22 protein-coding genes are annotated in these 20,305 nt (G+C 59.6%); 8 read left to right on the forward strand and 14 right to left on the reverse strand.

The features are described 5' to 3' along the window. Positions 1-433: 433 nt before the first annotated feature. Together QRN36_RS20340 and QRN36_RS20345 are read right to left on the reverse strand one after the other, a co-directional pair. Positions 434-772, reverse strand: coding sequence for a ribonuclease E inhibitor RraB (locus QRN36_RS20340; protein ID WP_093467160.1), 339 nt, complete (start codon positions 770-772; stop codon positions 434-436). Between the two features lie 246 nt (positions 773-1,018). After that, on the reverse strand, positions 1,019-1,255 hold the full coding sequence (locus tag QRN36_RS20345; RefSeq protein WP_093467157.1) for a hypothetical protein: 237 nt from the start codon (positions 1,253-1,255) through the stop codon (positions 1,019-1,021). 286 nt (positions 1,256-1,541) lie between these two features. On the opposite strand from QRN36_RS20345, the gene QRN36_RS20350 reads away from it, so the two are divergent. Next, complete coding sequence (locus tag QRN36_RS20350) at positions 1,542-2,837, forward strand: OprD family porin (RefSeq protein WP_285425717.1); 1,296 nt, start codon at positions 1,542-1,544, stop codon at positions 2,835-2,837. Between the two features lie 185 nt (positions 2,838-3,022). Here the strand turns inward: QRN36_RS20350 and QRN36_RS20355 are convergent, their stop codons facing one another. The 3 genes from QRN36_RS20355 to QRN36_RS20365 all read right to left on the reverse strand — a co-directional run bounded on the left by QRN36_RS20355 (position 3,023) and on the right by QRN36_RS20365 (position 6,627). Further along, on the reverse strand, positions 3,023-5,095 hold the full coding sequence (locus QRN36_RS20355) for an LTA synthase family protein (RefSeq protein WP_285425718.1): 2,073 nt from the start codon (positions 5,093-5,095) through the stop codon (positions 3,023-3,025). Positions 5,096-5,404: 309 nt separating this feature from the next. Continuing rightward, positions 5,405-6,265 carry a polyamine aminopropyltransferase gene (gene speE / locus QRN36_RS20360; RefSeq protein WP_285425719.1) on the reverse strand — a complete coding sequence of 287 codons (861 nt, stop codon included), beginning with the start codon at positions 6,263-6,265 and terminating at the stop codon, positions 5,405-5,407. 170 nt (positions 6,266-6,435) lie between these two features. Continuing rightward, positions 6,436-6,627 (reverse strand): PLDc N-terminal domain-containing protein, encoded by a 192-nt coding sequence (locus QRN36_RS20365; RefSeq protein ID WP_024688144.1) that lies wholly within the window; start codon positions 6,625-6,627, stop codon positions 6,436-6,438. A gap of 238 nt (positions 6,628-6,865) precedes the next feature. Between QRN36_RS20365 and QRN36_RS20370 the strand changes: the two genes are divergently transcribed. The 3 genes from QRN36_RS20370 to QRN36_RS20380 are packed head-to-tail and all read left to right on the forward strand — an operon-like array spanning position 6,866 to position 8,876. After that, positions 6,866-7,597: a hypothetical protein gene (locus tag QRN36_RS20370; protein WP_285425720.1), complete on the forward strand. Its 732-nt coding sequence runs from the start codon at positions 6,866-6,868 to the stop codon at positions 7,595-7,597. Then, positions 7,597-8,022, forward strand: coding sequence for a phage holin family protein (locus QRN36_RS20375; RefSeq protein ID WP_285425721.1), 426 nt, complete (start codon positions 7,597-7,599; stop codon positions 8,020-8,022). Before QRN36_RS20370 ends, QRN36_RS20375 begins: the two co-directional genes overlap by 1 nt. Then, a complete protein-coding gene (locus QRN36_RS20380; RefSeq protein WP_285425722.1) occupies positions 8,019-8,876 on the forward strand; it encodes a DUF3618 domain-containing protein in 858 nt (285 codons plus the stop codon). Before QRN36_RS20375 ends, QRN36_RS20380 begins: the two co-directional genes overlap by 4 nt. Positions 8,877-8,959: 83 nt before the next feature. On the opposite strand, the gene QRN36_RS20385 is transcribed toward QRN36_RS20380, so the two are convergent. Together QRN36_RS20385 and QRN36_RS20390 are read right to left on the reverse strand one after the other, a co-directional pair. Further along, complete coding sequence (locus tag QRN36_RS20385; protein WP_285425723.1) at positions 8,960-9,484, reverse strand: hypothetical protein; 525 nt, start codon at positions 9,482-9,484, stop codon at positions 8,960-8,962. Positions 9,485-9,551: 67 nt separating this feature from the next. Then, positions 9,552-10,097 (reverse strand): ankyrin repeat domain-containing protein, encoded by a 546-nt coding sequence (locus tag QRN36_RS20390; RefSeq protein WP_285425724.1) that lies wholly within the window; start codon positions 10,095-10,097, stop codon positions 9,552-9,554. A gap of 489 nt (positions 10,098-10,586) precedes the next feature. Here QRN36_RS20390 and QRN36_RS20395 point away from each other — a divergent pair, with 489 nt between their 5' ends. Next, a complete protein-coding gene (locus QRN36_RS20395) occupies positions 10,587-10,865 on the forward strand; it encodes a DUF3509 domain-containing protein (protein ID WP_093467128.1) in 279 nt (92 codons plus the stop codon). 144 nt (positions 10,866-11,009) lie between these two features. Here QRN36_RS20395 and QRN36_RS20400 read toward each other — a convergent pair whose 3' ends face one another. From QRN36_RS20400 to aroC, 6 genes are all read right to left on the reverse strand, one after another. After that, a complete protein-coding gene (locus QRN36_RS20400) occupies positions 11,010-11,726 on the reverse strand; it encodes a LuxR family transcriptional regulator (protein WP_285425725.1) in 717 nt (238 codons plus the stop codon). 314 nt (positions 11,727-12,040) lie between these two features. Then, positions 12,041-12,724, reverse strand: a complete 684-nt coding sequence (gene mtnC / locus QRN36_RS20405) for an acireductone synthase (protein WP_285425726.1) — start codon at positions 12,722-12,724, stop codon at positions 12,041-12,043. A gap of 7 nt (positions 12,725-12,731) precedes the next feature. Continuing rightward, a complete protein-coding gene (locus QRN36_RS20410; RefSeq protein WP_093467119.1) occupies positions 12,732-13,277 on the reverse strand; it encodes an acireductone dioxygenase in 546 nt (181 codons plus the stop codon). Between the two features lie 88 nt (positions 13,278-13,365). Further along, positions 13,366-13,980: a methylthioribulose 1-phosphate dehydratase gene (locus QRN36_RS20415; RefSeq protein WP_285425727.1), complete on the reverse strand. Its 615-nt coding sequence runs from the start codon at positions 13,978-13,980 to the stop codon at positions 13,366-13,368. Continuing rightward, positions 13,977-15,125 (reverse strand): MFS transporter, encoded by a 1,149-nt coding sequence (locus tag QRN36_RS20420; protein ID WP_285425729.1) that lies wholly within the window; start codon positions 15,123-15,125, stop codon positions 13,977-13,979. Before QRN36_RS20420 ends, QRN36_RS20415 begins: the two co-directional genes overlap by 4 nt. Before the next feature lie 37 nt (positions 15,126-15,162). Then, positions 15,163-16,254 (reverse strand): chorismate synthase, encoded by a 1,092-nt coding sequence (aroC, locus tag QRN36_RS20425; RefSeq protein WP_285425730.1) that lies wholly within the window; start codon positions 16,252-16,254, stop codon positions 15,163-15,165. Positions 16,255-16,382: 128 nt separating this feature from the next. Between aroC and QRN36_RS20430 the strand changes: the two genes are divergently transcribed. Together QRN36_RS20430 and QRN36_RS20435 are read left to right on the forward strand one after the other, a co-directional pair. Continuing rightward, positions 16,383-17,378 (forward strand): alpha/beta hydrolase, encoded by a 996-nt coding sequence (locus QRN36_RS20430; RefSeq protein ID WP_285425732.1) that lies wholly within the window; start codon positions 16,383-16,385, stop codon positions 17,376-17,378. 168 nt (positions 17,379-17,546) lie between these two features. Further along, positions 17,547-18,347, forward strand: coding sequence for a hypothetical protein (locus QRN36_RS20435; RefSeq protein WP_285425733.1), 801 nt, complete (start codon positions 17,547-17,549; stop codon positions 18,345-18,347). A gap of 117 nt (positions 18,348-18,464) precedes the next feature. Here the strand turns inward: QRN36_RS20435 and prmB are convergent, their stop codons facing one another. Then, the gene (gene prmB / locus QRN36_RS20440) at positions 18,465-19,373 is read right to left on the reverse strand and encodes a 50S ribosomal protein L3 N(5)-glutamine methyltransferase (RefSeq protein WP_285425734.1); all 909 of its coding nucleotides are present in this window, start codon (positions 19,371-19,373) and stop codon (positions 18,465-18,467) included. 254 nt (positions 19,374-19,627) lie between these two features. Here prmB and QRN36_RS20445 point away from each other — a divergent pair, with 254 nt between their 5' ends. Further along, positions 19,628-20,251, forward strand: a complete 624-nt coding sequence (locus tag QRN36_RS20445; protein WP_285425735.1) for a cysteine hydrolase family protein — start codon at positions 19,628-19,630, stop codon at positions 20,249-20,251. The last annotated feature ends 54 nt before the right edge of the window (positions 20,252-20,305 follow it).

Consider the following 20,305-nt stretch of genomic DNA (forward strand, 5'->3'; position numbering starts at 1 on the left):
AAGACGCTTGCGCACCATTCCTGTGCAAGAAGCGCTCTAACCAATTCTCCTACGCTTCATAGAGAAGCGTCCTGCCGCCGAAAAATCTATTAGCAGCATAGCCAGAGTTGATTTCCCGACGAGATTTTGTTTCCGGATAATCGCGCCATCAACGCAGAGAACCTGGTCCAGAGGACCCGAGCGTTTCCTGCCATCGCGCGTCTATTCACGAAATTCCCTTTACGCCGCTCATACCCGAGCGGCTTTTTTTTGCCCTGTTTTTGCCGCCGCCCACCTGCCGAATGCTTCAACGGGAGGGTGACGCAAAGTCGTGAGGGCCGATTCGTTCGCATGGGAATGGTCGATCGCCAGTTGATCTATCTGGCCTCAACCGCTGCCCGGCGCTCGTTCGACCCTCACTGTCACACAGTGCATTTGAGCAAGCGGCCAGCACTCAGTGCAGTCGCTTGATCTCCTGCTTCACGCCCCATCCTTCAACCTCACCGTCGAGGCCGATGATGGCGCTTTGAAAGTCCTGCTCGAAATCTCCTATGCCGTCGTACGTGGCATACATCAACTTGCTCAACTCCAGGTACCACGCCCCATCCTCCCGGGCGTTGAGCTGGACGTTGACGGATTCACCTCGGAATTTCTCTGCCGCCTGACGCGCCCGTTCCTCGTCCGGGAATATGGCGTAGAACTCGATTGGATGGATACTGGCGAAGTCGAAACCGCCTTCTTTCATGCGGCGCAGTACGTGACTGCTGATGTCTTCTTGATAGGTCGTGCTCATGAAACGTCCTCCTATGCAACGATAGATAGAGTTTCAACGATCCCGAAACGCCCGCTGTTGCGCGGCGTAGAGCAGCAGTTCATCCGCTGCCCGGGACTCAAGCATGTCGCTGACAAGGCCGATGCTGCTGTTACAAATCAGGCACCACGCGAACAGAATCGGCTAAGTGCTTCACCGGCCTCGATTGCAGAGTACGCCCATTGGTAGCGTGTTGCCAATTGGCGGTAATGGATCGTCGAGGCTGACTCATGATGCCTCGACGATGGAAATGATTTGCACAGCGTTCTGTTCTTTCAAGACTTCCGCCGTGGGGGCGTTTGATCGACCGTCCAGATCGTTCAGATCGAGCTCGCTGACGACGGGGAAAAGAATCGGGCGCAAATACCGCGCAGCTTCCTCCTCGCTTGGACGCTGCTCGGATTCAAGATCGTGGGTCTGCTGCACGCCATCTTTATCCTGAAACGAAATAGTCCAGACTTTCATCAATGTCTCCTCAGTGAGAGCCGTGGAAACGGCCTACTGATCTTGACCCTGCGGTATCAGTGACGTTCAACGGGAATGATCACTGCCAGCGCGCGCCTCATCTGTTCGTTTTCTGCGCCGAAACTGCTCTGAATCGGGCCTTGCAGAGCGGCCGCGCTATACAAAAGTGTAATGGGCTAAAAAAGCCCGAATCACCATACTGCGCGCCCATCCGATGCTCCGCCTTGCTGATCGCGCAACTGCGCCCGCTCAACGTCGGTCATCACCACTTGATCTGGAGTTCTTCATGCTTATTGGCCGCACCCGCCCGCGCACGCTTGTCGGTCTTGGCACGCTGTCATTGTTCGCGAGCGTCACTGCCCCGGTTTACGCCGAAGGTTTTCTGGAAGACAGCAAGGCGAACATCGAATCGCGCACGATGTATTTCAACCGTGATTTCCGGGATGGCAGTAGCTCCAATCCGCAAGGGGCGTCCAAGCGCGAAGAAGCGGCGCAGGGTTTCATCCTGAACTTTCAGTCGGGCTACACCACAGGACCTGTCGGGTTCGGCATCGACGCGCTGGGCATGGCGGGCTTTCAACTGGACTCAAGTCCGGACCGCAGTGGCACGGGTCTGTTGCCGTCAAGCGGCCGCAACCCACGCGAATCCAAAGGCGAATACGCCAAGTTCGGCGCAGCGGCGAAGGTGCGCTACTCGCAGACGGTGTTCAAATACGGCGCAATGATGCCCGACCTGCCGCTGCTCAAATACAACGATGGCCGTCTGCTGCCGACCATGTTCAACGGCGGCATGCTGACATCCGAAGACCTGCCTGGCTTCAAGTTCATGGCCTCGCGACTGGATCATTACACCGCGCGGGACTCGACCGACTCGCAGGACATTCGCCTCAACAGCAAGAACAAGCGCTACACCAGCGACATCACGGGCAACCATTTCGACATGTACGGCGTTGATTACAAGGTCACGCCCGCCATCACCGCGCAATACCACTACGCGGCGCTGGAAAACGTCTATCACCAGCACTATGTCGGCCTGCTCGGCAGCGAAAAGGTCGGGCCGGGTGTGGCCTCCGCCGATGTGCATTTCATCAAGAGCCATGATGACGGCTCAGCCCGAGCCGGCGAGATCGACAACCAGGCCTTGAGCACCCTGCTCGCCTACGCGCTGGCCGGGCACAAATTGACCGTTGGCTGGCAGACCATGATCGGCGACACGTCGATGCCTTACCTGGATGGCACCAACCCATATCTGGTCAACTACATCCAGATCAACGACTTCGCTGCCGCTCAAGAGCGCTCCTGGCAACTGCGTTACGACTACGACTTCAAGGCGATCGGCTTCAACGGCCTGAGCTTCATGACCCGCTACGTCAACGGCGACAACATCAAAGTGGCTGGCAGCGACAGCGAAGGCAAGGAATGGGAACGTGATACCGAGGTCAAGTATGTGATGCAGACCGGTACCTTCAAAGACCTGAGCATCCGCCTGCGCAACGCGACCTTCCGCAGCAACTACGAAAACTTCGCCCGCGACGTCGACGAAACTCGGGTGATTCTCAGTTACAACTTCTCGATCCTCTGATAGCGCGGCTTACCGACATGCACGTGTGGGTAGGAGCGGATGTATTCGCGAAGGGGTTGTGCGGGCGCTGCATCGTCAGCGCCTGAATATGCAATCGCGAATGAATGCGTGCCTGCGGGGGAACTCATCATTCGCCAAGGCAAAAAAAAACGCCCCGAGACCGGGGCGTTTTTCATTGTGCAGGTTTACTGCGGTTTTGCGTCTTTCACACCGGCGGTGTTATCCAGCAGGCTCTTGGTAGCGGTCTGCAGGAAGCTGTCGAGCTTCTTGCGCAACTCAGCGACATCCGCTGCGTTGGGCATCACTTCGGCGTGGGGCTTGGTGCCCAGCTCATAGCTGTAGACTTTCGGCTCCATTTCCTTTGGCTCAATCAGGATGCGGTTGCCGGTCACCAGCGCAACGGTCTGTTCGCTGCCTGACGGCTTGATCACACCGAAGCCCAGATCGCCAGCAGGCAAGTTCAGCAGGTCACGACCCCAGCATTGATGAACGGTCTCGCCACCCAGACGGCCCATGATGGTCGGGACGATATCGATCTGTGTGCCGACGATGCTGCTGCGCTTGCCGAACTTGTCCTGCAGGCCCGGCGCGATCATCAGCATCGGCACGTTGAAACGACCCAGGTCCATCTCGGTGATCTGCTCGTTGTTGCCAAAACCATGGTCGCCCACGACCACGAACAGCGTGTCCTTGTAATAAGGCTCTTTCTTGGCTTTCTCGAAGAACTGACCCAGCGCCCAATCCGAGTAACGCATGGCGGTCAGGTGTTCATCGAGCGTGCCATGGCCGGTGACCCGTTCAACGGGCAGGTTGGCCGGCAGCGCATAAGGCGTGTGGTTGGAGAGGGTCTGCAGCAAGGCATAGAAAGGCTTGCCCTTGGCTTCGCGATCCTTGAGCTCCTGCGCGCCACGGTCGAACATGTCCTGGTCGGACACGCCCCATGTAGGATCGGAGAACACCGGATTGACGAAATCGTTACGACCGATGAAGTTTGTCATGCCCTGGTTGCTGAAGAAACCGGACTGGTTATCCCAGGCGAAATCGCCGTTGTAGACGTAAACGTCGTCGTATTTACGCGCACTCAGCAACTGCGGCAGGCCTGACAGCTTGTGGCTGCCTTCCGGCGTCTGCATCAGGTATTCGAAGCCCGGCAGGTTCGGGAAGCACGCCATCGTGGCGAACATGCCCTGGTGAGTGTGCGTGCCGTTGGAGAAAAAGTGGTCGAACAGCAGGCCTTCTTCGGACAGTTTGTCGAAATAAGGCGTGATGTTCGATTCATCCCCCAGCGCGCCAACCGAGTGACCGGCGAAGCTTTCCATGAGGATCACCACGACGTTCTTGATCGGCAACGTATTGGCTTGCGGCGGCGTGAAATCGCGGCGGACAGCTGCGCGATCGGCATCGACCAGCTTGTCGTTGTCGGTCAGCAGCATGTCGCGCACGGTCTGCTGAGCCTCAGGCTGCGGCAACGTCGCCTTCCAGATATTGTCGCGATCTTCGGACATACGGCTCTTGGCCGCAGCGATCAGCGTCAGTGTGCCGTTCAGGCCCAGGGTGTTGGCGAAATTCGATTCGGTGGTGTACGCATCACCCCAGCGCAACGGCGGGCCTTGACGCAACGTGCCGCGAGCGGCAATCACGGCCACGACCAGACACAGAACGAACACGGCAACGCGCGTGTACCACGGAGCGACGACGCGATTGCCGGTACGGCTAACATTGAAACCGCCACGAGGACGGGTCAGGCGATCCACGCCTTTGAATACCAGGCTCAGCACCCAGGTCAGCAATGCCCACGCCAGCAGATAGCGCACGACCGGATAGCCGTACCAGATCATGCTCAGAACGGTCTTCGGGTCTTCCTTGACGTACTGAAACACAAGGCCGTTGAGGCGCTGGTGGAATTCGCGGTAGAAATCCATCTCCATCAGGCCGAAGAACGTGGTCAGGCTGGCAACCAGCGTCAGCCAGAATCGGAACAGGCCACGGGCGGCCATCATGCGGGCGCTGAACAGGGCCAGCAACAGCGGAATCAGGATGTAGACCACAAGACGCAGGTCGAAACGCAGGCCATTGCCGAACGCTTCGATGAAGGTCGAGGCTGGCGTCGCGCCAATCCCCTCACGGTTGTAAACCAGCAGCGCAATGCGCAAAAGGGTGTACAGGATCATCAGCACCAGACCGCTCAATAGCGTGTAGGCCAGGTGCGATCTGACGGTAGGTTGCGGCGCGCGCGCCGGGGCGTCCGTGTTGGCCATGTGTCTTGGGATCCGTTGGATTCAGGTTGAAGTTCAAAAGCCTTCGCGCCCGGTGACATCGAAACGCCGGACGGGGTCGCGGGGGGCAAATATTACGTGATCGCTGGCTGTTTACCACCGATCCCGTTCATTCTTCATGAGCGAACGGGCGCCGGACGGCAACGATGGCGGGACAGGCAGATTTCAAGCGACGGAATTTTCCCGAAGAACCGGTGAAAATTCCGTTGCTTCAATGATGTTCAAACATTTTCTTACAAAGCGTCCTGCCCCCTGAGCCATTCAGAAGGCATGAACGTCACATCGCGAGCCTCAGTCGTTGCTCGGTTTGTTCACGGCCTGCAACACGTACTGCGGCAGCGCGAACGCGCCCAGATGGATTTCCGGATTGTAGTAGCGGGTCACGATGCCGCTGCCGGCAAAGCGCTGACGCAAGGTGTCGAGGGCAAGCTTGCGGTACTGGGTGTTGGTCGAGCCCCAGGCGAAGGTCATCGAGCCGCCGATGTAGGTCGGCACGGCCGCCTGATAGAAATGCCAGTCGGCAAACAGGCCATTCATGCGCCCGGCGGTGGTCTGAACTTCGCTCAACTGCATGAATGGCGTGCCGTTCTGGGTGACCAGAATGCCGCCCTCGTTCAGGCAGCGGTGGCAGGCCTGGTAGAAGTTCTCCGAAAACAAGACTTCGCCAGGGCCGATGGGGTCAGTGGAATCGGAAATGATGACGTCGAATTTTTCCTGAGTGTTGGCGACGAAGCGCATGCCGTCGTCGATCACCAGGTTCAGACGCGGGTCCTCGAACGCACCTTTGGAGTGATTCGGCAGGAACTCCTTGCACATCTCGACCACGGTGCCGTCGATTTCGACCATGGTGATGTGCTCGACGGTCGCGTGTTTGGCGACTTCACGCAGCATGCCGCCGTCTCCGCCGCCGATGATCAGCACGCGCTTGGCCAGGCCGTGGGCGAGGATCGGCACGTGCGTGAGCATTTCGTGGTAGATGAATTCGTCGGCTTCGGTGGTCTGAATCACGCCATCGAGCGCCATCACCCGGCCCATGCGCGGGTTCTGGAAGATCACCAGATGCTGATGTTCGGTGCGCACTTCGTGAAGCATTTTTTCCATGCGAAAGCGTTGGCCGTAGCCTTCGTACAACGTTTCTTGATAATCGCTCATGGATGGGTCCCTGATTAAAGCTGATGACAGGACGGCGGGCCGCCCACAAGAAAGGCGCGCATTCTACGTCGCCCGCCATGACAGGTCGAATCTCGCAGCGACGCCCATGAAAAACGCCTGACTGCGCAACAGGCCAATCAGGCGTCGATGTTCTGAATCCTTGCCACCGTCTAGATGCGAACGTTGCCTCGCGGACCGGCGATTGCCCAGATGATCAGGCCCAGCACCGGAAGCAGCACGATCAACAGCACCCAGAGAATCTTCATGCCGGTCTCGGCGCCGCTCTTCAACACATTGATGATGGCCCAGATGTCGAGGGCCAGAATGATCAGTCCAACCAGACCATTGAAGGTGGAACCCATGGTGTCGCTCCTTATTGAAGGCTTGCCCAGATAGGAGTCGCGCGGCGCGATGAGGGTTCCGTCGGGTGTGTGCAGCGCCCTTGCGAAAGATGCAGCCGCCGTCCGTCTCTCCTTCAGAACTACTGATTCTACTCCCGGCTCAACCCTTTACAGCGTGCAGATTTCCTGCCGTGCGAGATGCAACTGCCAGAAGTGAAGCCGCGGTGAGCATCTCTTTCTATGAAGGAAGGTGACCAAGATGCCCACGATCAACCAAGGCGGCGACGGCGCGCAGCAGCGCTCCATGCCACCCAATGACGCACTCCACAGCTTACAGGACGACGCCAAGGCACTGTTCGACACGGCGCGGGAACAAGGGACTGAACATCTGGACAAGTATCGGCAGCGCGCGGCAGACGAGATAGAAAATCTGGCCCGGAGTGCGACGTCGGCGGCCGAACAACTGCAAGACAAGGATACATTGGGCCTGTCTCATTACATCACTGATGTCGCGGACAGCCTGGGCAGCTTTGCCGGAAGCCTGCGCGGAAAAAGCGCCGATGAACTGCTGCATCAGGTGTCGCGGCTGGCCCGCGATAACCCGGCGCTGTTTCTGACGGGCAGCATTGCATTGGGCTTTGGCCTCTCGCGCTTCATGCGCGCCAGCACGCCGGATCTGGCACAGCCCTCTTCACCTGAGTCCACAGCCCGCAGCGCCGATGCCGAAGACGACGCGTTCGACCCCAGAATCGCCGCCGACGAAGAACTCGCCGTCCGCCCGCCGCACACCGACGATGTCATACGCAGCCAGTCGGTCCCGCCCGGCTGGAGCATGTCGTCTGCGCCCACCGCCGACGCCGACCACGAGCCAGGGATTCAGCAATCAGGGGCCGAGATGGGCAGTTTTGACGATCACAACGACCGCGACGCCTCCCAGGCGAGGCCAGACGAGACGTCCACCGACAAGCCCGCAAATAAAGGAGAGCTGTGATGGCCATCAATCCAGACGTTCCGCGCAGCAGCGGCAGCAACCCGGACAGCGAGCAATCGGTGCTCGGGCTCGTGCGGCAACTGGCGCATGAGGTCCCCGCACTGATCAGTGAAGAACTGGCGCTTGCCAAAGCCGAGATCAAAACCTCCATCGACACCGCCAAAGCAGCGACCGCAGCCGTGGCCGGGGGCGTGGTATTCATGCTCGCAGGTCTGGTGATTCTGCTCATGGCCGCCGTCTACGGTCTGGCGCTCTACGTTGCCCCGTGGCTGGCTGCCCTGATCGTCGGGGGGGGCGCGATGATCGCAGGTTTTGTGATGGTGCAGTCAGGCAAGAAACAACTCGAACCGTCCCAACTCGCGCCTGAACGCACGATGCATGCCCTCAACAAGGATAAAGACGCTATTCAGAGGAAAGTCTCATGAGCACTGAAAGCAGTTTTGCGACCAAAGAGCAGTTCGAGCAGGACGCTGTTCCCGATGTCGAGGTTCCCAGGAGCCCCGATACGCTGGAGCGCGATATCGACGCACGGCGCGCCAATATCGAGAACATTGTCGATGCGCTGGAAAACAAATTGTCGCCGGGGCAGTTGTTCGACCAGGCGCTGGCGTTCACCCGGAACAACGGCGGCGAGTTCTTCACCAATCTAGGCACCTCGATCAAAAACAACCCGGTCCCGGTCGTTCTCGCCATGGTTGGCGTCGGCTGGCTGATGCTCGGTCAGAACAACCGCCCGCACAGCAGCGGGCCTTCGGTGCTCGGTCAAGTGGGCGAAACGTTAGGCGGCGCTGCTGCCGCCGTCAGTGACTCGCTGAGCGGTGCGAAAGATTACCTGCGCCAATCGGCCCACCAGCTCGGCGAAAAGGCCAGCCATCTGGCTGAGGGCGCGACTGACACAATGGGTGACCTCAAGGAGCGCGCGACATCGGGCACCTCGAATGCCCGCGACACGCTGAAGTCGACCGCTGACCGCACCCAGGACGCGCTTCTGAATCAGGGCCGCAACCTGCAGGGCACGCTCGATTACATGCTCAAGGAGCAGCCATTGGCACTGGCCGCCATCGGCATTGCCCTGGGCGCCGCAATTGGCGCGGCCTTGCCCAAGACCAGTCACGAGGACAAGCTGTTCGGTCAAACCCGTAACAAGCTCACCGATACAGTGAAAACCACGATGGATCAGGCCTGGGAGTCGGTCTCGGACCTGGGCAAGGACGTTGTGGATGACCTCAAGCAGGCGAAACCGTCGACTCCCGTCACGGGCTCCAACCTGGATGTCTGAAAATCGGCAGTAAAAGTCGCACGGGGGCCGGACGTTGAGCCCCCTCGGCTTTCAACGCAATCAGGCAGTCCGTGCCTGTCGTTTCATTCCTGCGCCTTGAGCGCTTCGAGCGACGGCTCGATGAGAATGCCCAGCTCCACGCCAAGTTCCATCACGCGCGCACGGTCATTGCCGTAGACCAGCACCGTCTGTAACTCATCGTCCAGTGGCTCGCTGAGATTCATCAGCACATAGCCGCCCATTTCTTTGTTCATGCTGCCCAGCTGGATCTGGATTCGGTTCAGTGCGGTCAGCGGTTCGGCCTTGGCCAACTGTTTGGGCTTGATGTTGAACGTGACATTGGGCCCGAACGACGCCGTGATTTCACTGAACAGATCCATGTAGGTGTCCGCCTGAAACATCACCGTTTCCGGGAGGCTGCCCACCACGATCCACTCGCCCAAGGGAATGGGAAAGGTGTCGTCGTAATTGATGTCGGGGTTGGCGTCGAGAAACCCTTGCGGGTCGGCATAAGCCTGGGCGGCCTCATCGGCGACTTTTTCGATTTCCTCGTCGCTCATGCAGCCGGAGCTGATCTTGCTGATGAATTCGATGAGTGAAGCTTTCATGTCGAGTGGTCCGCTGGCGAAAAACAGGCGCGCAGGATAGCCGGAAAACCTGCGCGCCTCTATCGCTTCAGGCGCCTGACACGCCCAACCGGGTCAACTGTTCTGCGGTTTCGGTAGCGCCCATGGTTTGAGCGGCCATCAACGGAGTGACGCCTTTGGCGTCCTGAACGTGGGGGTTGGCACCTTTGGAGATCAGGTAATCGACGATCGCCGTGCGGTTGAACATCGCCGCCATCATCAGTGCGGTCCGACCATCGGCGGACGCGCCTTCAACGTCCGCTCCGCCTTCGACCAGAATCCGGACGACATCCAGATCGCCCTTGAACGCGGCGCCGGCAATCGGGCTTTGTCCATTGTCATTGCGCAGCTCCGGGTCCGCTTTGTGTTTGAGCAAAACCTTCACCGCATCCTGATGCCCGTGGTAACTGGCCAGCATCAGCAGCGAATCACCCTTGTGGTTGCGCAGATTGGGGGTCAGTCCGTTCTCTAGCAGGCGATCCAGCATCTGGGCATCGCCGGCCCGCGCACGGTCGAACACCTGCTCGGCGAATTCCAGCGCCTCTTCGTCGGTCATGCGCGTGGCGGAACCGGGGGCGTTAGGTGCTTCAGACATTGCGTAACTCCTGTAGCGCAGACGGCCTGCGCGTGATCGATCATGTGAGCCGGAAAATCTCAGAGACCCGGGCCTGAGGTCAAGTTCCGTGTCACTGCACGATGCCAGTTCGGTCTACCAGCGACGAGGCATAAATATTGATCGCCTTTATAGACTGGCTTTGAGCGATGTTCGCTCGTCAAAAGAGACGCGCTTGCGGCACATAGCCATCTGTCGGCGCGGTGGAAATATTCTGTAGCGTCCGGAAATAAATCCGGGATAACGCTGTCTGAGATTTCAACACCGCTCGATTTTCCCCTTACTGCCCTCCTCTTCTCCCGCAAAATGCAGGACGCCCAACAGCCATTCATGCAAATTGCACGAAACAAAAAAATCTGAAAATTCGTAACTTACTGATTTATAACGATTTTTATTGAAGCCAAATACTGGCACAGTCACTGCACTAGTACTTCCAAGCTTGTTATCCCATGAGCAATGGAGCCGCTAGACATGACTTTCATTCAAGAAAAATTCGCTTCCGTATTCTCCGATTTCGAAGTCACCACCCAGCCGCGTCCTGACGGCGGTGTATTGCTGTCGTTGCGCAACCACGAGGGCAAACAGATTCGTCGCTCCGTGTCCTATGCCCAGTTGCACACGCCAGTTCAGCTCGAATGGGTCATCAGCGCGATTCGCCGCGATCTCGCCGCACAAGCCAGTGAACTGCCGGCCATTTCGATGCTGCAAAGCCAGCACCGCTTCGACCTGCCGACTTACCACACTCGCTGAATCGACACGCGCTGGCTGTAATTCCCTCAAGCTACGCCCTGAAGCATCCCTTTCAAAACCGCGACAGCATGCGTGCCGTCGCGGTTTTTTTTGTCCGGATGATGAGTCGGTGGCGGTCAGGACATCGCGGCACGGGCCACCTTGTCAGGTGATAATGCCTCGACACAGCGCCTCGCCCACTGCCTGAGCGCGATTGGTCACGCCGAGCTTGGCGTAGATGCTCTTGAAATGATGCTTGACGGTCGCCTCCGACACTTCCTTGATCAGGCCGATTTCCCAGGCCGTCTTGCCTTCACGCGCCCACTTGAGAATTTCCAGCTCCTTGGGCGTCAATGCCCGCGTCTGCAGTTGCCTGCCCTTGCCCGCCACATGCAGCATCGGCACCAGACTCGTCAGCAGGTAGCGGTCGTTATGGGACAGCGGGCGCTCCATGCCATTAAGCGAGCAGATGGTGATGACGCCCTGATTCGCACGATTCTGGCTGCTGTACCCATAGGAAAACGCTGGCAACAGCTGGCAATCTTCAACGGCCGCCATGTAGGCGGATGACGGCGGGTAGGTCTTGAAAGCGTCTTCCCAGTCGAGAAACCCCAGTGTATGTCGAAAGCAGCGTATGACCGGATCTTCGATCATCAACCGACCCTGGCAGTAAAGGTCTTTCCAGTAACTGTCCACGTTGGCGGTGATGCAACTGAGCAACATGCCGTTGCGGTACTGATAGAGCATGGCCCGCTCGCAGCGGCATTCTTCCCTGAGCCAGTCCAGTGCGTTAGCAATGGCGGCGTCGCCGTCCTGTTCAGTGATGCTGCTGACCATTTGCTGGATCAATGGGCTCAGCGTCCCTGTTTGCACGTTTTTCATCTTCCCCTCCGTTTAAAAAACGTCATTTCGCGTCCCTGAATGGCCTTTGATTTGTAATAGATGCCAGCCTCCCCGACGGTGCAGGTCATGCACGACCCGCGCGTCTTGAAAAGCTGTCAGGATCCGACAGGCGAAGGGTTACACAGTCCGTGGGGGTTAAACACAAGGGTCAAAACAAACAGGCATGCCTGACCTGCAAACAAGCAACTTCCCACAAACGAACAAAAACGTACTTACATTTTTTATCCTCCAGCAACGAAAACGGCCAATGTCAGAAACATTGGCCGTTCATTTTCTATCGAGAGAACGTGTCGTCAGAACGCCGTCGGATCGATCACCGCGAAGCTGGCAACGTTGGCATGACCTTCCAGCGACCCACCGTTTCTCACCAGCCCGCAGGTCGCCATTCCAGCGGCCTGGGCGGCGTCCAGTTCTTCGACAATGTCCGAGAGAAACAGGATTTCATGAGCCGCAACGCCGATGGCCGACGCAATGGTCCGATACGACGCCTCTTCACGCTTGGGACCCGAGGTCGTGTCGAAATAGCCGCTGAACAGCGGTGACAGGTCGCCCGCCTCGGAACGGCCGAAAATCAGTTGCTGCGCCTGAATCGATCCCGACGAATAGACATAAAGCTTGAAGCCTTCGGCGTGCCAGCGCCGCAGCGCTTCGACCGCGTCCGGGTAAACGTGGCCCTTGAGCTCCCCGGCGAGGTACCCCTGCTGCCAGACCATACCCTGCAACGCCTTGAGCGGCGTGGCCTTGCGATCCTCGGCAATCCAGTCCAGCAGAATCTCGATCACGCGCTCGACATCAGCGCCAGGTTCGCCGCTGTCTACACGCACCGCCTGCACCTGCGCCGCCACCTGCGCATCGTCGGCGTGCTTGCGGACATAAGCCGGCAAGTGCGCCTTCGCGTAAGGAAACAGCACGTCGAAGACGAAACTCACGGCACTGGTGGTGCCTTCGATGTCGGTCAGAATTGCTTTGATGGCCATGGGATTCTCAGTCTTCCAGACGCGGGAACTGGCTGGCGATCGATTCGCCTGTGAATTTCGCGACCCAGCCTTCCGGGTTGTTGAACAGTCGAATGGCGACGAAATGTGGATGCTCGCCCATATCGAACCAGTGGCGCGTGCCCGCGGGGACGGAAATCAGATCGTTCTTTTCGCACAGCACGGCGTAGACGAAATCCCCTATGTGCAGGGTGAACAGACCCCGTCCGGCCACGAAGAAACGCACTTCGTCCTCACCATGCTGATGCTCGTCGAGGAATTTGGCGCGCAATTCGGCTTTTTGCGGATGATCGCTGTTGAGGCTGATGACATCGACCGTGACGTAGCCGCGCTCGGTCATCAGTTTGTCGATCTGTGTGCGGTAGGCCGAAATCACGTCTTCCTGACTGGCGCCCGGGGCGATGGGCGTGGCTGCCTGCCAGCGGTCGAATGCCACGCCGTGCTCGGCCAGGGTCGAGGCGATGTCTTCGAAGTGGGTCAGGACCTTGTTCGGCAACTCAGGAGATGACACGTGATAAACGCTAAGACTACTCATGACGGGGTTCCTCGGTTCGGTCGGCGCGCGCCGGCTCTGCTGGCCGGTCAGGCGCGTTTCATACAGGCAAATAAAGAGCGGCGATGCATCAGCGATTGAGGACTGACAGCGTCTTCAACTCGCACTCGAACAGAAATTCAAACGCCTCGATCTGGCGCAAAGCATCACTCATCTTCGCTCCCCAGGTGTACAGGCCGTGGCCGCGAATCAGATAACCGGCGCAATCGGGATGCTGATCGAGCCAGGGCTGGACCTTTTGCGCCAGGCGCGCGATGTCCTGATCGTTGTCGAATATTGGCACCACCACCCGGGATTCGTGGGTAACGATGCCGCTGAACGCCTTCTGCAGTTCGTAATCCTCGAACACCAGATGATCGCCAGCCGTCAGCCGCGACAGCACCGTGGCATTGACCGAATGGGTGTGCAACACGGCGCCGACGTCAGGCTTGCAGCTGTAAAGCTGGGTATGCAACAGGGTTTCCGCCGACGGCTTCTTGCCCGGTTCAAGGCTGTTGCCGTTCAGGTCGGTGGCCAGCACATCGTCCGGGCCGAGCTGCCCTTTATGTTTGCCGGACACCGTCAGCAACGCCTGGGTCGGAGACAGGCGCACCGAGTAGTTGCTGCTGGTGGCAGGTGACCAGCCGCGACCGTAGAGAAAACGGCCTGCTTCGATGATGTCCCGGGCCAGTGTTTCGCGATTCATACGCGGTCCTCTTTCAAACATGATGCAGTCAGAATGGCGGCGGCCATGGCCGCCAGACTGGCGATGGCGAAGGTCCAGCCGGCGTCCAGCGAGTTCCAGCTGTAACCGGAATACAACGCACCCAGTGCGCCGCCGGTACCGGACAAAGCGGCATACAGCGCCTGGCCCTGCCCTTGTTGACGCGCGCCGAAACTACGCTGCACGAAATGAATGGAAGCCGCGTGAAAGCTGCCGAACGTGGCGGCATGGAGCAGTTGGGCGATGATCAGAACCGGCAGATGATCAGCCAGATTACCCAGCAAAAGCCAGCGCAGCGACGCCAGCACGAAGCTTGCGATCAGCACCCGGCGCACGCTGAAATGTTGCAGGATCCGGCTCATGGCCAGAAACATCAGCACCTCCGCGACCACGCCGACGGCCCAGAGCATACCGATGATGCCGCGGGTGTAGCCCATGTGCTCGAGGTGCAGCGTCAGAAAGGTGTAATACGGGCCGTGGCTGAGCTGCATCAGCGCGACGCTGCCATAAAAGGCCAATACGCCGGGGCTGAGCAGTTGCCGGAGGAAGCCGTCCCCGGCCTGGCGCGGGCCACTGTTGACGGGCTGGGCGTTGGGCACCCACCAACTGCTCGCGACGATGCCGGCCATGATGAACAGCAATGCCTGCGGGTACAGATCGAGGCTGAACCACTCGAACAGGCGTCCCAGCCCCACCACCGTCAGGATGAAACCGATCGAACCCCACAGGCGAATCTGGCTGTACCGTGAGGTCTGCCCTTGCAGATGCGCCAGCGTGATGACCTCGAACTGAGGCAGCACCGCGTGCCAGAAAAACGCGTGCAGCGCCATCACCATCGCCAGCCAGGCGTAGGACTTGTCGACCAGAATCAGCGAAAAACAGGCCAGCGTGCAGACCGCCCCGAAGCGCACGATGGGCAGCCGCCGCCCGGTGTAGTCGCCGAGCCAGCCCCAGATGTTCGGCGCAACGCAACGCATCAGCATGGGAATGGCGATCAGCTCGCCGATGCGCGCGCTGGGAAACCCCAGGTGATCGAAGTACAGCGCCAGAAACGGCGCCGTGGCCCCGAGCAAGGCGAAATAGAACAGATAGAAACTGGACAGTCGCCAGTACGGCAACGCTGCCACGTTCAACAGCCCGTGGCAGCCGTGTCGGGCCGGGGCATTACAGCTGACCCAGAACCGGCGTATTCACCCGCACATCGCTGTTCTGCCCGCGATGACGCAGCAGATGGTCGAGGAGCACGATGGCCATCATCGCCTCGGCAATGGGCGTGGCGCGAATGCCGACGCAAGGATCGTGGCGGCCCTTGGTGATCACCTCGACCGGATTGCCGTCGACATCGATCGAACGGCCCGGCGTGGTGATGCTCGAGGTCGGCTTCAGGGCCAGGTGGGCGACGATCGGCTGGCCGGAAGAAATCCCGCCGAGAATCCCGCCGGCGTTGTTGGACACGAAGCCCTCAGGGGTAAGCTCGTCGCGGTGTTCGGTGCCGCGCTGGGCAACGCTGGCAAACCCGGCACCGATCTCGATGCCCTTGACCGCGTTGATGCTCATCAGTGCGTGCGCCAGCTCGGCGTCGAGACGGTCGAAAATGGGCTCGCCCAAGCCAGGCATGACGCCTTCGGCGACCACCGTGATCCTGGCGCCTACCGAGTCCTGGTCGCGGCGCAGCTGATCCATATAGGCTTCGAGCTCAGGCACTTTGTCCGGATCAGGGCTGAAAAACGCGTTCTGCTCGACCGAGTCCCACGTCTTGAAGGGGATGTCGATCGGGCCCAGCTGGCTCATGTAGCCGCGCACCGTGATGCCCTGGGTCGCCAGGTATTTCTTGGCGATCGCGCCCGCCGCCACGCGCATCGCCGTTTCACGCGCAGAGCTGCGCCCGCCGCCGCGGTAATCGCGGATGCCATATTTATGGTGATAGGTGTAGTCGGCATGGGCCGGGCGGAAGAGATCCTTGATCGCCGAGTAGTCCTTGGACTTCTGGTCGGTGTTGCGGATCAGCAGGCCGATGGCAGCGCCGGTGGTCTTGCCTTCGAAGACGCCGGAGAGAATTTCCACCTCGTCAGCCTCCTGGCGCTGCGTGGTGTGGCGGCTGGTGCCTGGCTTGCGACGATCGAGGTCCCGTTGCAGGTCTTCCAGCGACAGCTCGACGCCCGGCGGGCAGCCATCAACGATAGCGACCAGCGCCGGACCATGGCTTTCGCCGGCGGTGGTAACAGAGAACAGCTTGCCGTAGGTATTGCCGGACATGCGGGAGGCTCCGAAAAACAGTCGATAACTCAAGCGCGCCAGTATACGCAGCCTGCGCGCGTAGTTCATCCTCGAACCTTCTTCGATTGGCCGCGTCCAATTGACACTTTATTGATGATGGTCTTGAGATGCTGAGTGCCTTACCCCTGATTCGCGGCTTCTGGCCGCTGCGAGCAATCATCTTGAGCCTGACCCTGCTGTCCTCCCTCGCCCACGCTGGAACACCCGTGGTGCTGCAACGCCCGATCAGTCTGGACACCGGAACCGGCGAGCTTTTCGGCACGCTGCTGCTGCCCAAATCGCCGAACCCGGTGCCTGTGGTGCTGATCATTGCAGGCTCCGGCCCCACCGACCGCGACGGCAACAATACCGATGGCGGGCGCAATGACAGCATGAAACGCCTGGCGCTGATCCTGGCCAGGCACAACATCGCCAGCGTGCGTTATGACAAGCGTGGCGTGGCGGCCAGCCGGCCAGCCACCCCGGACGAGCGTGATCTGAGCATAGAAAAGTATGTCGACGACGCCGTCGCCTGGAGCGCAAAACTCAAGGCCGACTCGCGTCTGGGCCCGTTGATTCTGATGGGCCACAGTGAAGGCGCGCTGGTTGCCTCCCTGGCCGCCGAGCGCGCCGGCGCCGTGGCGCTGATTTCCGTTGCCGGGACGGGCCGCCCGGTCGATCAGGTGGTGCGCGAGCAATTGCAATACCGTCTGCCGCCGCCTCTGCTGGCACGCAGCGAGCAATTGATCGAGGAGATCAAGGCTGGCAAGACCGACGACAACGTGCCTGACCCGCTGCAAGTGGTGTTCCGGCCGAGCGTCCAGCCCTACCTGATTTCGCTGTTCCGGCAGAACCCGACCGCCGCATTCGGTCGTCTGAAAATCCCTACGCTGATCATTCAGGGACGCAATGACATGCAGGTCGGCGTCGGCGATGCGCAATTGCTTCAACAGGCCAAACCGGATTCGCAACTGGCGATCATCGATGGCATGAACCACGTGCTGCGCATCGTGCCGATGGACATGAAGCGTCAGTTGGCATCGTACAAGGACCCGCAGTTGCCACTGGCCAGCGAAGTCACCGACCGGATTCTCACGTTCATCGGCGCCCTGCCCGCCGCCTGAACTGCACCCGCACGCGACCTACCCCGCAGCCAACTGCCCCGAAGGCTCTGCTGCGGGGCAAAACAAACTGTTTCTGCATGGTTTTCCCCTTCAGCTTCGTCGAAAACGGCCGATATCGGGATGCTGGCATTGTGTTTGCCGAGCAATGTCGAGAACAGGATCGCCGTGATGACAGAAGCAATGAGTGTGGCCGAGCCGGTCGCCCCGACCGACGCCAAAGAAGCTGAAGCAGCCTCCCCCGTCTTGTGGGAAGAGGTGCAGGCCGAGCATTTCTCGATGCTGCGTCTGGCCCCGCTGCCGACCGACCGCGCAACCGGCGGACGACCGCTGCGTTTCGTCGAATTTGGCAAGGCCGAGCGGCACAGCAAGGATTTCAGCCTGCTGCGCATGAATTACCAGTTGCCGGGTCAGAACACCCGCAAAGAACAGAATCACCTGGACGTCTGGGTAGACCACAGCAACCGCACCGTTCGTGTCGGCCCTGAATCGGGCTTGCAGATCGAGCCGTGGAACCGTGGCCTGGGTCGCTTCATGCTGGCGCAAGGCATCCACTGGGCGCAAAAGCGCTGGTCCGAATACAAGATCGAAGGCACAGCGCTGGCCAACAAAGATGCGTTGAACGAAGACACGCGCCTGCGTCGGGACCACTTTCTCAAGACCCAGGGCTTTGACGTCGCCTACGCCGACGCGCAGCACCTCAAGGGCAGCGTGAAAGACGCCAAAGTGGGCAATCTGAACAACACCTGGAACACCGACAAGATCCAGATCGTGGAAATTCTCGAAGCTGCCCAGATGCTGCAGGCCGCCGAACAGAAGATTCTGGAACAGGAAGTGACGATCAAGAAAGCGGAAGACAAGGTCAGCAAATACCGCCGGGATGACAGTGGTCTGCGCTTCACCATCGCCTGTCTGGTGACTTTCGCCGTGTTTCAGGCCGGGTTGCTGATCTGGATCGCCACCCACCGGTAAGCCCGATCCCCCATCGTTTCGATGGGGTCAGGTTGCTGGCGAACGCGGCGTCAAGGTCGGCAACGACCTGACATACACGATTCGCCAGCGAGCCCTCTCGAGACGTTCAGGTCTGCCTCAAATCCTTGCAGCGAACAGCGCCTGATGCTCGCGGCACTGCCCGGCGGTCAGCATGAACACGCCGTGGCCACCGCGGCGGAACTCGAGCCAGGCGAAATCGACTTCCGGGTACAGCGCTTCGACGTGAACCTGACTGTTCCCGACTTCGACGATCAACAGCCCCTTCTCGGTCAAGTGATCCGCCGCCTGCGCCAGCATCCGACGCACCAGATTCAGACCGTCATCGCCACAGGCCAGCGCAAGCTCAGGCTCATGCTGATACTCATCAGGCATGTCGGCGAAATCCTCGGCATCCACATACGGCGGGTTGGACACGATCAGATCGAAACGCTGACCTGGCAGACCGTCGAAGCCGTCGCCCTGCACGGTGTAGACGCGCGCATCGAGACCATGACGCTCAATGTTCTGGTTCGCCACTTCCAGCGCTTCGAACGACAGATCCGCCAACGCCACTTCGGCATCGGGGAAGACGTCCGCGCAGGCGATGCCGATGCAGCCGGAGCCGGTGCACAGGTCGAGAATTCGCGCAGGCTCGTTCGCCAGCCACGGCTCGAAACGCTGCTCGATCAGCTCGCCTATCGGTGAGCGCGGGATCAGCACGCGCTCGTCGACGATGAACGACATGCCGCAGAACCAGGCTTCGCCCAACAGGTAGGCGGTCGGCACGCGCTCATCGATGCGGCGTTTGATCAGGCGCTGCACCTGCACCAGTTCTTCGTCTTCGAGGTTGCAATCGAGGTAGTTATCGGAGATTTCCCAAGGCAGGTGCAGCGCCCCCAGAACCAGTTGGCGGGCTTCGTCCCAGGCGTTGTCGGTGCCATGGCCGTAGAACAGATCTTCCCCGTGGAAACGGCTGACAGCCCAACGGATATGATCGCGCAGGGTGCGCAGGCGGGAAGTGATCACAGCAGACTCCTTGAAAAAACGACGGGCGATTCTAGCAGCCATCCCTTCAACAAACGATGCCTGAACCCGACACCGGCGTACCCCGGAAAATTTTCAACAGCCTTTCGTACAATTTGCAGGCAATATGACAGTAACCGCGACCTGCTCGACAGCTTTAAGCCCGGCGAAAAAAGCGACGTCTGTAAGCATGACGATTCACAGAATCGCTCTGCCAGTGGACAATGTGGCAAAAGCCCCACTCGAAGGAGCCCCAGATGTCTGTTTCAAACAACGGTCCCAAGACCATGTTTCAACTCAGTGGCCGTGAATACGCAGCGGCCACTTTGAGTAATGCCACGCTGATCATCATCGATGCCCAGAGGGAATACCTCAGCGGCCCGCTGGCCCTGACCGGGGTTCAGGAAGCCATCGATAACATCGTCAAACTGGTCGACGCAGCCCGCGCTGCGAAGTCGCCCATTATCCACGTCCGCCATCTGGGCACGGTCGGCGGCATGTTCGACCCGCAGGGCGAGCGCGGCAAGTTCGTGTCCGAACTGCAGCCGCAGGCCGGGGACCTCATCATCGAGAAACGCCTGCCCAATGCACTGAACGGCACCTTGACCACTGACGATGGCAAGACCCTGCACAAGCTGCTCGAAGACCTCGGTCGTCTGGATCTGGTGGTCTGCGGCTTCATGAGTCACTCCAGCGTCAGCACCACGGTTCGAGCGGCCAAGGATTACGGCTTCCGCTGTACGCTGGTCGAAGACGCCTGCGCGACCCGCGACCTGCCGACGCCAACCGGCGTGATCAAGGCCGAGCTGGTGCAGCAGGCGGAGATGGCAATCATGAACGACAACTTCGCCAGGCTGACGCAGACTGAAAACCTGATCTGAGCCCGACACCTTTCCTCAGGAACTGATCCGACCCATCCGCAGCCCATTGCCCGG

Origin of the sequence: Pseudomonas sp. efr-133-TYG-103a, from assembly GCF_030209235.1 — a bacterium.
Classification (GTDB): Bacteria; Pseudomonadota; Gammaproteobacteria; order Pseudomonadales; family Pseudomonadaceae; genus Aquipseudomonas.